We start from the raw sequence: 12,733 nt of genomic DNA on the forward strand, positions 1-12,733 counted from the left end.
CATATTTCACATATGAGCAAGGAATAAAGTGTCTCACGAAGAAACATATTACCATATCCACGTGCACTTTTCAAGCTTTTTCAATGATTTCTTTCACATTTTTTTCTAATAATTTCCGTGCGATCATAATCTGGTGACCGCAGCCAAGACATTTCAGTCGGAAGTCCGCTCCCACGCGAAGTACTTCCCATTCTCTGCTGCCACAGGGATGTTGTTTTTTCAGTTTCAATACATCTCCCACATTAATATCCATAACACTCTTCCTCGTCTCCCTTGCCTATATGTCCACTCCTGTGCCGGCACTTCGCAGCCGGTACCTGTAACCTTGTTCCTATAAGGATGTCGGGGTCAAAGGTCCCCGACTTTGATACCTACGGATTGCTTCGTGCTACGCACTCTCACAATCCGACCCTCTATTCGCATATCGTGGGATTATCATCCCACTTTTATGCTCATATCGGGGCGGGTCCTATAAGTTGTTCGCCATGAAATCCTTCACTATTCCAAAAGCTTCTCTCAGCAGATTATTCGGTACTGTGAGAGGATAAGTTCCGGCTGACAGTCCCTCCACATGCAGATATCCCTGCTTCTTCGCAATGGCAAGAGCCCGGAACATATGAAAATTGTTGGTGACAACGACCACACTGTCCTCCGATTTATTCAATAGTTCTCCACTGTAGATCAGATTCTGTGTCGTATTCGTGGAAGCATCCTCCGTAAATATCCTCTCCGGATCGATTCCGGCATCCGCAAGATACCCTTTCATCCCCTCCGCTTCGCTGACAGGCTCGTTATAGCCCTGTCCGCCGGACACGATGACTTTCGTCTCCGGATTGGCATTCAGGTATTCTATGGCTTTATCCAGACGTTTCTGGAGTACATAGCTTGGACCGGTAGTCTTCCACTGGGCTCCCAGTATGATGACGTAGTCCGCTCCCGCCTCTGCTTTCGCGCCGAACTGCCCGAAGATCATTCCTTCTAATATAAGAAGCAACAGCATTCCAGCTGCCACCAGCGCGCGGAATGTCATCCGGATCCAGCGTGGGATTCTCTCCTGCACGGATTTATGAGTCAGTATCCAGCCCCACGCTGCACAAAATATGGCGATCACGCCCCAGATCAGGAAAAAGAAACTACCAAAGCCGACAAACAGCCCGATTCCCACACAATACAGCGCGCACAGCACCGCAAGAACATACAGCGCCCTTGCTCCGTAGTGCTTCTGATCCACGCCTCTGCCTCTGGGATCCAGATAGATCACTTTTTTACTTTTTTCCACCGGAATCAAGCGGTCCCTCTTCATACATCCTCCAATCTTTCCCTATGGCTTATTGTAGCATATCTTGCTCGCCGGGCTCAATACCACATAGTTTAGGGTTTTCTTAATTTTTTAAAAATTTTTCTTTTACCGGCACCGACTGACTTGTACCCCGCGGGAAAATGTGATGTAATTAATATGATGCCAGGGTCAAAAGGTCTAAACCCATATGAGCTTGCTCATAAGTGGGTGAAAGACCTTAGGACCCGCCCCCGATATGAGCATAAAAGTGGGATGATAATCCCACGATATGCGAATATTGGGTAGGATTGTGATAGTGCGTAGCACGGAACAATCCGTAGGCATCAAAATCAGGGGCTTTTGACCCCGATATCTTAGTATAATACATAAAAAAAGAAGGATTCTTATGTGCAGACCGACCCCGAAAAAGATTCTTACAAAATGTCTTCCTATTATAATCCTGTTTTTTACTGTCCTCCGGATACTCGCCGGATTGCGGATCCCTTATATGATCCTCGCCGACCAGCGCTATGACGACCGGATGTTGTTCGAAAATGCCTACGATCTCTTAAGTGGTGTATGGCTGGGCAGCTACGACGCCTATACTCTCGCGAAAGGAATCGGCTATCCGGTGTTTCTGGTTCTTGCGAAAAAATTATGTCTGCCCTATTCCGTGCTGCTGGCTCTACTGCAGGCTGTGGGTTCCTGGCTGTTCGTCCGCGCATTATCCGTCAGATGGAAGAATCCCTACGGACAGACGCTCCTGTATCTGCTTCTGTTATTTTCTCCCATCAGTCTGACGCAGCTGGTGACACAGCGCCTGTACCGTATGGCCATTGTTCCCGGAATGGTGCTGGTTGTATTTTCCGGCATGATCGGTCTTACCCTGCGCAAGGAGCTGCCCTTAAAAAAGCAGCTTCCCTGGGCGGTTCTGACCGGCGTGGCTCTTGCCTTTTTCTGGCAGATCCGGGAGGATTCCGTCTGGATCCTGCCGTTTATCGCTGTCATGACGGTGTGGAATGTAGGCTATGTGATACTGGCACTGCATAAAAACCGGACAGGACGGCAGCTTTTGCTTCAATGCCTCATGCTTCTGCTGCCGATATTACTTCTGTTTGGCGGCAACATGACGATTTCCGCCATTAATCAGGTCCACTACGGTGTATTCCTGACCAACGATCGCACGGAGGGAAATTTTGCCGAACTGATGTCCCTGTTCTATCATCTGCAGGGCAATACGGAAACAGGCTCCGACATCTGGATCTCCAGGGAGACTATCGCCAGAGCGGAGGCCGTCAGTCCGACCCTGCAACAGCTCCAGCCGCTATTAGATTCCTATGTGGAAGACTGGTCTACGAGTAACGGAGAGATCCCCGGCGACCATTTCAGCTGGGTGTTACGGGATGCGGTACAGGACTCCGACGATTCCCCGGATGCCGTCAGTGCGCAGACCTTTTATGGCAACGTTCTCTCTGAGCTCCATGCAGCAGTAGAACAGGGTGATTTAACAGAAAAACAGGATGGTGCGCTCTATTTTTCCTCCCAATCCAGAGGAATATTACCTTCGGAAATTCCGGGCATCCTGTCCGATACTCTGCAAAACGTATGGAAGATCGCCGGTTATACGGACTGTGCCCTAAGCAGCTCTGCCAAAAGTACCGGGCGTCTGTCGGATATCCGCCGGATGGAGGCATTTACCTCCTGCCTGGCAGTGTATCCTACACTGTCACAGTTTCAGGCAGCAGATTACGATTCCATTGTCGACGAGACCTTATATGATTTCAATGAAATTTATAGTTCCGGTATGGTATCTCTTCTGAATAAAATGAATGCCGTCTATCAGGTGTCGGGAAAGCCCGTATTTTTGCTGGCTCTGCTTGCTCTCTTTGTGCTGACCGTCCGCGTGATCCATGGACTCTTCCACGGAGACCGAACCGATCTGGAACTGTGGATTCTAAGCTGTGGGATTCTGCTCAGTGCTGTTTTACTGCGATTTGGCTGTGGTCTGTTTACCGGATGGTTTACCGACGATATGCAGAAATTCATCAACAGCTTTTATTCCTGCGGTGTCTACATCCTGCTGCAGCTGTTTAAATATCTGTCGATCGGTACAATTTACGCCAGCCTGCAGCCGGTACTGAAACAATATTTTCATAATTTTCGTAATTCTCATCAGGAAAAGGAGGAATAACTTATGGAAAATTTGGAGGAACAGATCAAGGAATTGCAAAAGATCATTGATACCTACGATAACATTGTATTTTTCGGCGGTGCCGGCGTCTCCACCGAAAGCGGGATTCCGGACTTCCGCAGCGTGGACGGTCTGTACCATCAGCAATACGACTATCCTCCGGAGACCATATTGAGCCACAGCTTTTACCGTTCCCATCCGGAAGAATTTTTCCGTTTTTACCGGAATAAGATGCTCTTCCCAAAAGCTCAGCCGAACGCCGCCCATAAAAAGCTGGCGGAGTTGGAACGTGCCGGAAAGGTGCGTGCTGTGGTCACGCAGAATATCGATGGACTGCATCAGGCCGCCGGAAGCAAGACTGTCCTGGAGCTTCACGGCTCGGTACTGCGCAATTACTGTGAAAAATGCCATCAGTTCTATGGTCTGGATGCCATCTTAAACAGCACCGGCATACCGCACTGCGAAAAATGCGGTGGCACCATCAAGCCGGATGTGGTACTGTACGAGGAAGGACTGGATGAAAAGACGATAAATGCCGCCGTCAGATACATCCACGAAGCAGATGTCCTGATCATCGGCGGCACTTCTCTGGCTGTCTATCCCGCAGCCGGGTTAATTGATTATTTTCAGGGTGATAAACTGGTGGTCATCAATAAAAGCACAACCCCCAGAGACAAAAATGCGGATCTCCTGATCCAGGGACCGATCGGGGAAGTATTTCACTCGATCCAGAATCCGTAAGAGATATCCTGTTCTCCGCTGATATGATAAGCATCTTCCACATCAGCGCCCCAGCTGTTGATACCTCCCACACCTCTCACTGCTCCCAGAATGGATAACACCGTCCTGCGGGCAGGAGGGAGTTCTTCATGATGCATGGCATTTTCCAGTTCCTGTGCCGTATAAGGCAGACAAGAAAATGCGAAGTCTTTTCCCTCTTCCGCGGTTATTTTCAAACGGCTGCTTCTTCCTTCACGGTCTGTATTATCCAGGGACGTCTTCCTGACGATCTCCAGCCATTTGGTCTGCATATGCATTCCGCAATCCTGAGGCACCATATAAGGTGTCACCGGCAGTCCCTGTACTTCATACACACCGGGGATTCCTCCTGCCATACGGTCCGGATAGGTCTCTCCTGACAGCCCTTCATAGGTATACCGCTCCGCTGCGGTGGGCATCAGAAACCTCATTCCGAATACCGGGAGCTCCGGCAGACCCTGTTTTCCACAATAATCTGCCTGCACATGGATTCTGCCGTCCGTTTCCACCGTATAAGTCACTATCACTTCCGTCGCCGGAACCGTCGGTGTCTCATACGTATAGATGATCTCGAATCTGTCGCAGGTCTCTTTTCCGGTGTATTTATTATTCGCCGGTGCCAGCGGGATGGCAATCTCCTCTCCATCCATCCGGGCCTCTACCCGGCTGCAGCGTACAAAACGATCCGCGGCGGACCATACTGCACTGCGGAATGCGAATCCACACCCTCTGTCATTGTCCGTGACCGCGCGCCAGAAAGCCGGTCGGGGAGTCCTGTACAGCCACTCTTTGCCGTCCTTATATAAAGACTCCATGCCTCCGCATCCCACGGAGAAAATATAGGAAAAATCCTGTCCCTGTATACCGATAGTCGCATCACCGATTACGATTCTGAGTGCCATAATAATATCTCACCTCCTGCATTGCCGGTTTTTCACTACGATCTGCGAATAAGATTCCGTTCCCTGAGAATTCATAATCACTGGGTCTGTCATCAAAATCTCCTCCGTAGCGCAGTACTCTGCGTCCCGTCACTTCGTCCTTTACCCACAGTGCCTGGTCTATATAGTCCCAGATAAATCCACCCTGGTACATCTCAAAGCGGTCCAGCAGGTCCATATAGGAATTCATTCCACCCAGGGAATTGCCCATATCATGCATATATTCGCACAACAGATACGGCTTTTTCGGGTCGTTTTCCAGATAATCTATAATCTCCTGCGGATATGCATACATCCGGCTCTCCATATCGGAAATCACATCCTCATATGCCTTGTTATGGAAAACACCCTCATAGTGCACCAGACGCAAGTCATCTTTTTCCTTGAAAAACTGCTGCATCGCAGCGATATCATCCCCGGCATAGGATTCATTGCCCAGGGACCAGAACAGGATTGACGGATGGTTCTTATAACATTCAAAATTCGTTCTGGCGCGGTCCACTACCGCTTCCTTCCACTCCGGTACAGAACCCGGTACATTCCAGGAGGGCTCTACGTCACCCATCTTCTGCCAGGAACCGTGGCTCTCCAGATTCGTCTCTGCCATCACATAAATTCCGGCTTCATCGCACAGTCCGTACCATTCCTTGCGGTCCGGATAATGACAGGTTCTGACCGCATTGATGTTGTTGCGTTTGAAGCAGGCAATATCCCATTTCATGTCTTCCATTGAAATGCATCTGCCGGATGCTGCATTCCACTCATGACGGTTCACGCCACAGATCACCAGCCGCTCACCATTCAGCTTCATTACCTTATCCTGCGGATCCAGCACAAAATCACGGAAGCCTATTTTATACGGCACCACTTCCGTCACTTCCCCCTCACTGTCTGTCAGAGTGATTTCCAACTGATATAAGTACGGGTTCTCATGGCTCCAGGGGATTACTTTTTCTGCCAATGTTTCCCGAAGATGCAACGTCTGCTCCGCCTGTGACTGCAAAATCTGTGTCTGCTCCAACAGGCATTTCCCGTTGGCATCCGACAGGCATACACGCATTTTGCCCGGACGCTGTCCCTCATCCTCAGCAGATATTTTGATTGCTGCATCTAACGTGCCTTTTCCATCCTCTACGGATAAATAAGGCTTCGCCCAGAGGTCTTCCACGTGCCACTGCGGCTTGGCATATAATTCCACACTCCGGAAGATTCCGAAAAAGCGGAAGAAATCCTGATCCTCCAGAAAAGCAGCCGTACTGCGCTTATGCACTTCCACCGCCAGCAGGTTGTCCTTTTCCTTAATATATGGTGTCAGATCGAATTCGGAGGGAGTAAAGCTGTCCTCGGCATATCCCACGAAATGCCCATTCAGCCAGACATACATTGCCTGTTCCACACCTTCGAAACAGATGATTACCCTTTTCCCCCGCAGACCTTCCTCCAGATGAAAACGCTTGCGATAACTTCCTACGGGATTATACTCCGCCTCACTGAAAGCACCTTCTGCCAGACCTTTCCCCAGTGTGTAAGCCGGGCGGCGGTAGATTTTCCCCTCCCAGGGATACATGTTATTGATATAATGAATTTGGTCATAACCTGCCAGTTCAATATGCCCCGGCACACGGATCGTATCGAACTGTGCACTATCGGCATTTTCCCGGTAGAAATCTACCGGCCGGCTTTTCGCATTCACCGAATAGGCGAACTCCCAGGTCCCGTCCAGAGACTGTACCAGGGAGCTTCTTCCCTCTGCCGCCTCTTCCGTATCCTGATAGATCGGATGATCACTGTGGGCCGGCAGCTGACCGACCCGGAACACCTGTGGGTCATCCAGCCATCTGATATCTGCTTCCATTTTGGTCCTCCTTATTTATCCCTTTTCTATTATAATAATTGTGAATTTTCTTCCACGCAACAAGTATTTCTCTCTTTCGGAAAAAACAGATCCAATGATACAACGCTACCCGGAAATCAAGATTGTTGTGGCAGCATATGTGAAAATATGTTAATCTATAAAGGTATTTGCCTTATATCCACAAATGATAGGAGATTTCGTCTATGTTATCCACAATTGAAGCAGTCAACAGTGTTGTCAACAATTTCATCTGGGGCGTCCCCGCCATGATCTGTATCATCGGTGTCGGTCTGTATTTAAGTATCCGGACCCGTTTCCTGCAGATCCGCAAGTTCCCCTACGCCATGAAGGTGACACTGGGACGTATGATGAAGAAAAAAGAAGCCTCCGATGGAGCCCTGACACCTTTCCAGGCGGTATGTACCGCTCTTGCAGCTACCGTTGGTACCGGTAATGTGGCAGGTGTGGCAGGTGCCATCGCCATTGGCGGTCCCGGTGCGGTATTCTGGATGTGGATATCTGCGCTGCTCGGCATGTGCACCAAGTTCGCTGAGGTAACACTTGCTGTACACTTCCGCGAGACCAATGCACATGGCGACCTGGTAGGCGGTCCCATGTATTATATTAAGAACGGACTGGATAAAAAATGGCACTTCCTGGCGTATTTCTTTGCCGCTTTCGGTGTGCTGGCTGTGTTCGGTACCGGTAATGCCACACAGGTCAACACTATCACTACTGCCATTGATTCTGCTCTGAGCAGCTTTAACGTACTGCCTGCAGATGCTGTGAAGCTTGTCAACCTGATCATCGGCGTGGCACTGGCGATCATCATCGCCCTGATCCTGATCGGCGGCATCAAGCGTATCGGCAATGTCACCTCCAAGCTGGTACCTTTCATGGCGATCATGTATATCGTGCTGGCACTGGGTGTGATCTTTTTCCATATTAAGTCTGTACCTGCTGTATTTGCTTCTATTATCGAAGGTGCTTTCAATCCCGCTTCCGTGACCGGCGGTGTGGTAGGAAGCTTCTTCATGAGCATGAAAAAGGGCGTATCCCGCGGTATCTTCTCCAACGAAGCCGGTCTTGGTACCGGCTCCATCGCCCACGCCTGTGCCGATACGAAGAAGCCGGTAAAGCAGGGCTTCTTCGGCATCTTTGAGGTATTCGTGGACACGATCATCATCTGTACCATGACAGCGCTGGTCATCCTGTGCAGCGGCGTACCCGTAAATTACGGTGAAGCTGCCGGTGCGGAGCTGACCATCAGCGGATTCACCGCTGTCTACGGCAACTGGGTATCTGTCTTTACCGCTGTGGCGATGTGCTGCTTCGCTTTCTCCACCATCATTGGCTGGGGACTGTATGGTACCAGATGTATCGAATTCCTCTTCGGTTCCCGCTCCAACAAGCCTTTTATGGTGCTGTATTCCCTTACAGCTATCGTAGGCGCTACCATGAACCTCGGACTGATGTGGAGCATCGCCGAGACCTTCAACGGGCTCATGGTCATCCCCAACCTGATCGCTGTGTTCCTGCTGTCCGGTGTTGTAGTGAAGATGACAAAGGAATATTTTGCAAAAGAGAACTAAACGAGAAGTTTCAATGCACTGTACAATACTACGGCATCGGTGAATTTTCTCGGATTATATCCGCTGCGCTCCGCAATACGGTTTAACTTATACTGCAGGCTGTTCTTATGGATGAAAAGAGCTTCACTTGTATCCTGCAGAGACATTTCTTTGACAAAATAGACCTGCAGCAGTTCCTTCTCTTCGTCAGTCAACGTTCCCAGTACTTTGTTGCGGTACTGGGAACGAATTTCTTCTGAGGTATCTGCCAGCAGGAGTTCATAATCCAGATTATCATAACACACCAGATTATCCTCTTCCGTTGCACACCGCAATGCAGCCTTTGCGCATTCAAACGACTGTGCACATCTCTCTACTGTTGCGGCATTTCCAATACCAATCTCCAATACGTTCCGATAATTCTCCGAAAGCTTTCTCAATGCCCACTTTTTTTGTTCCAGCAGATTTTCTTCTATGATCAGAATATATTCATTCGGGTAATTGTATCTGTAAAATCCCGCCTGCATCTGGGCAAACGTCTGTGTAATAGCCGACTGGATCATAAACAGGTTGTTCGGATTGTATCTGGAATTCAGTTGCACCACTACCACACGGCAGACAGATTTTTCCGTCAGACCGTTTTCTTGTAACGTATCCTTCAGGTAACGATCCGCCAGCGGTTCCCGGTTCACCAGACAACGGATCACGTAATTCAGGCGGTTCTTCTTCTGAGCTCCCAGCGCATCCAGTTCTCTCTCTTTTAACAGGATGTCCGTGATCTTCTGTGCCAGATATGCGTACTTTCTGACCTCCTCCACTTCTCCGCTGATACCGATCACCGCTATGATCCGCCTATTATAGGTAATGGGAATATTGATCCCTTTGCGTGTCCCACGGAAACTATTGTCATCGGTGACTTCTATGGTATTCCCTTCCAGCACGACCCGGTAGCCCACCTCGTGATAGGTTCCGACACGGTCCCGGTCGGTACTGGCCACAATTATTCCCTTTTCATCGATGAAGTTGATGTTCTGACTGCAGACATCTTTTACCGTATCCACGATCTGCTGTGCCATTGCTCTGCTGATAAGTTCCATATTCGTCCTCATTTCCGCAATGTCTTTTGTGCCGGGTACATGCCGGTGATAAATATAGCTTGCACCTAAAGCCATTACTGCATGGTTCTAAGTTCTACAACATACGCGCTGACTAATAGTGCCTCAATATGCATATACGGTAAGTCTGTACCATGCTATCCGTGATTATTCACTATATATGGTATACATAACATATTATCTTGTACATTTCAATATACAAATGTCACGTATAACATTTTTAATTTCCCGGCTCTCTACTATAATATCATTATAAAGTTCACGCGCGAACATTGATCCGTATCATTTCACATAGCGATAAGAGGAGATCCGGGGGATCCACTCCGGCCGGAAAGGAATTTATGAACGTAGTAATTGCAATTGATTCATTTAAAGGAAGTATGACCTCCATGCAGGCAGGATTAAGTGCTGCCGCCGGCATCAAACGTGTCTATAAAAATGCTTCTGTCACAGTGCGCCCCCTGGCAGACGGCGGAGAAGGCACTGTGGATGCGCTGGTAAACGGCTGCGGCGGACGTATGACGCAGGTGCAGGTAACGGGTCCGGTAGGACGGCCTGTTGTCTGCCAATACGGTATTATCGATGAGACAAATACCGCCATTATCGAGATGTCCGGGGCCGCCGGCATTACGTTAGTAAACGGTGAGGAAAAAAATCCCTTGAACACCACCACTTATGGTGTGGGAGAGGTAATTAAAGATGCCATTCAAAATGGCTGCCGACATTTTATCGTGGGTATCGGCGGCAGCGCCACCAATGACGGTGGTGTAGGAATGCTGCAGGCGCTTGGGTTTGGTTTTCTGGATAAAAACGGGAATCAGATCAGCTTCGGAGCAAAGGGGCTGCAGAATCTGGAATCCATCACAACCGAGCATGTGCTTCCCGAGCTTAAGGACTGCAGTTTCCGCGTTGCCTGCGATGTCTCCAATCCTCTCTGCGGTGAACAGGGCTGTTCTGCAATCTTCGGACCTCAGAAGGGCGCTACCCCTACTATGATTATGCAGATGGATAAATGGCTGGCTTATTATGCCACCCTCGCCAGAGAGCAGTTTCCTCATGCGGATGCAAAATATCCCGGTGCCGGAGCTGCCGGCGGAATGGGATTTGCCTTTTTAACCTTTTGTAATGCTACTTTGGAATCCGGTATTAAGATTGTGCTGGATGAGACCAATCTACGGCAGTATGTGCAAAATGCCGATATCGTCATCACCGGTGAAGGACGTCTTGACGGGCAGACGGTCATGGGCAAGGCTCCGATCGGTGTTGCCAAAATTGCGAAAGAGTACAGCAAACCGGTACTGGCATTCTCCGGATGTGTCACCAAAGATGCCGTGGCCTGCAATGCGGAAGGTATTGATGCGTTTTTTCCTATTTTAAGAGTTGTCGTATCTCTGGAAGAAGCCATGCACACCGACAATGCAATGACAAATATGGCAGATACGGTGGAACAGGTCTTCCGCACCATCCATACTTTTACAACTGTTTCAAAATAGAATGATCAAATCACATTAAATTACAAAAGGAGTTAGCTATGGAATTCACAACCCTCGGGGCTCTCGTCGGCCTCATCATTGCCATTATACTAATTATTAAAAAAGTACATCCCGCCTACAGTCTGATCCTGGGTGCTCTCATTGGCGGTATCGTAGGAGGCGGCGGTCTGACCGGCACTGTAGGCACCATGGTATCCGGTGCACAGAGTATGATGTCATCCGTACTTCGCATCCTCACTTCCGGTATTTTGGCCGGTGCTCTCATCAAGACCGGGGCTGCGGAAAAAATCGCGGATGTGATTGTCAAGAAACTGGGGCAGCGTTTTGCTCTGGTATCTGTAGCTGTCGCTACCATGATCATCTGTGCCGTAGGTGTCTTCGTTGATATTTCCGTAATCACGGTAGCTCCCATTGCCATGGCGATTGCGGAAAAGGCAGGATATAATAAGCCGTCCGTCTTGTTGGCCATGATCGGCGGCGGAAAAGCCGGTAATATTATCTCTCCGAACCCCAACACAATTGCCACGGCGGAAGCCTTTCAGATAGATCTGACTGCATTGATGATCCGTAATATTGTTCCCGCATTGGCCGCGCTGGTTGTTACCATCCTGTTGTCTACCTTACTTTCCAGGAAATCCGGTGTTATGGTTACGGAAGCGGATCTGGAACAGGTCACTGATAAGAATCTGCCTTCTTTCCTTGCAGCCATTGCCGGTCCTGTGGTGGTGATCCTTCTTCTGGCGTTGCGTCCGATCGTAGGAATCTCCATCGACCCTCTGATTGCGCTTCCCATCGGCGGTATCGTATGTATGTTATGCTGCGGGCAGATCAGGAATATTATTTTTTATACGGAATTCGGACTGAGCAAAGTAGTGGGGGTATCTATTCTTTTGGTAGGAACCGGTACTTTGGCCGGAATCATTAAGGCTTCCAATATTCAGTATGACATGATTGCCTTACTGGAAGCGGGTAATCTGCCGTCCTTCCTGTTGGCACCGATTGCCGGTATTCTGATGGCAGCCGCTACCGCATCTACCACTGCCGGAGCCACGATCGCATCCCAGACCTTCTCCGGTACGCTTGTTGCAAGCGGAGTATCCGCTATCGATGCCGGCGCCATGATCCATGCCGGAGCTACTGTAGTCGATTCCCTGCCCCACGGCTCCTTCTTCCATGCGACAGGCGGCTCTGTGAATATGCAGATCAAAGAGAGAATGAAGCTGATCCCTTATGAGGCCCTGGTCGGCCTGACCAGCACTGTTGTTTCAAGTATTATTTATTTACTGTAAGAATGAGGATTGACTGGAATTTGAGTACGCTGTAACTTGAGAGTTACGAGCCATGCAAAGTCAAAACAGAAACAGCGATCTGGGAGCTTGCTCACAAGTCGCTGTTTTTGTTTTTGACTTTATACGGCGACAGCCGTCAATGAAATAAATGTGGAGCATCTTTTGCGACACATTTATGAATTGAGTGCATGGCTCGTAACGTAGGGTTGCCGTAAACCCCACGAACGCCCACGGCGAACG

Annotated in this window: 10 protein-coding genes and 1 pseudogene; 5 read left to right on the top strand and 6 right to left on the bottom strand. The window is 49.3% G+C overall.

The features are described from left to right. Nucleotides 1-70: 70 nt before the first annotated feature. The 3 genes and pseudogenes from ACTRDR_RS11290 to ACTRDR_RS11300 form a co-directional block, all read right to left on the bottom strand. Nucleotides 71-253, bottom strand: coding sequence for a DUF951 domain-containing protein (locus tag ACTRDR_RS11290; protein ID WP_176862275.1), 183 nt, complete (start codon nt 251-253; stop codon nt 71-73). Between the two features lie 216 nt (nt 254-469). Beyond that, nucleotides 470-1,303 (bottom strand): YdcF family protein, encoded by an 834-nt coding sequence (locus tag ACTRDR_RS11295; RefSeq protein ID WP_440527583.1) that lies wholly within the window; start codon nt 1,301-1,303, stop codon nt 470-472. A 174-nt stretch (nt 1,304-1,477) separates the two neighbouring features. Continuing rightward, nucleotides 1,478-1,667: pseudogene (locus ACTRDR_RS11300) on the bottom strand (hypothetical protein). 18 nt (nt 1,668-1,685) lie between these two features. Here ACTRDR_RS11300 and ACTRDR_RS11305 point away from each other — a divergent pair. Together ACTRDR_RS11305 and ACTRDR_RS11310 are read left to right on the top strand one after the other, a co-directional pair. Then, on the top strand, nt 1,686-3,470 hold the full coding sequence (locus tag ACTRDR_RS11305; protein ID WP_440527585.1) for a hypothetical protein: 1,785 nt from the start codon (nt 1,686-1,688) through the stop codon (nt 3,468-3,470). 3 nt (nt 3,471-3,473) lie between these two features. Next, entirely contained in the window at nt 3,474-4,211 is a 738-nt protein-coding gene (locus ACTRDR_RS11310) for an NAD-dependent protein deacylase (RefSeq protein ID WP_176862269.1), read from the top strand. Here the strand turns inward: ACTRDR_RS11310 and ACTRDR_RS11315 are convergent. Together ACTRDR_RS11315 and ACTRDR_RS11320 are read right to left on the bottom strand one after the other, a co-directional pair. Then, nucleotides 4,190-5,131 carry a beta-galactosidase small subunit gene (locus ACTRDR_RS11315; protein ID WP_440527587.1) on the bottom strand — a complete coding sequence of 314 codons (942 nt, stop codon included), beginning with the start codon at nt 5,129-5,131 and terminating at the stop codon, nt 4,190-4,192. The two genes, ACTRDR_RS11310 and ACTRDR_RS11315, sit on opposite strands and share 22 nt — an antisense overlap. Next, nucleotides 5,106-7,025, bottom strand: a complete 1,920-nt coding sequence (locus tag ACTRDR_RS11320) for a glycoside hydrolase family 2 TIM barrel-domain containing protein (RefSeq protein WP_440527588.1) — start codon at nt 7,023-7,025, stop codon at nt 5,106-5,108. The genes ACTRDR_RS11315 and ACTRDR_RS11320 overlap by 26 nt, the downstream gene beginning before the upstream one ends. A 203-nt stretch (nt 7,026-7,228) precedes the next feature. Between ACTRDR_RS11320 and ACTRDR_RS11325 the strand changes: the two genes are divergently transcribed. Further along, complete coding sequence (locus ACTRDR_RS11325; protein WP_440527589.1) at nt 7,229-8,617, top strand: alanine/glycine:cation symporter family protein; 1,389 nt, start codon at nt 7,229-7,231, stop codon at nt 8,615-8,617. Here ACTRDR_RS11325 and ACTRDR_RS11330 read toward each other — a convergent pair. Then, on the bottom strand, nt 8,614-9,693 hold the full coding sequence (locus ACTRDR_RS11330) for a CdaR family transcriptional regulator (RefSeq protein ID WP_440527591.1): 1,080 nt from the start codon (nt 9,691-9,693) through the stop codon (nt 8,614-8,616). The genes ACTRDR_RS11325 and ACTRDR_RS11330 overlap by 4 nt on opposite strands. A gap of 359 nt (nt 9,694-10,052) precedes the next feature. On the opposite strand from ACTRDR_RS11330, the gene ACTRDR_RS11335 reads away from it, so the two are divergent. Both ACTRDR_RS11335 and ACTRDR_RS11340 read left to right on the top strand, forming a co-directional pair. Then, nucleotides 10,053-11,204, top strand: a complete 1,152-nt coding sequence (locus ACTRDR_RS11335; protein ID WP_440527592.1) for a glycerate kinase family protein — start codon at nt 10,053-10,055, stop codon at nt 11,202-11,204. A gap of 38 nt (nt 11,205-11,242) precedes the next feature. Then, the gene (locus ACTRDR_RS11340) at nt 11,243-12,493 is read left to right on the top strand and encodes a GntP family permease (RefSeq protein WP_440527594.1); all 1,251 of its coding nucleotides are present in this window, start codon (nt 11,243-11,245) and stop codon (nt 12,491-12,493) included. Nucleotides 12,494-12,733 lie beyond the last annotated feature (240 nt).

Origin of the sequence: Simiaoa sp., assembly GCF_051972595.1 — a bacterium.
Classification (GTDB): domain Bacteria; phylum Bacillota; class Clostridia; order Lachnospirales; family Lachnospiraceae; genus Acetatifactor; species Acetatifactor hominis.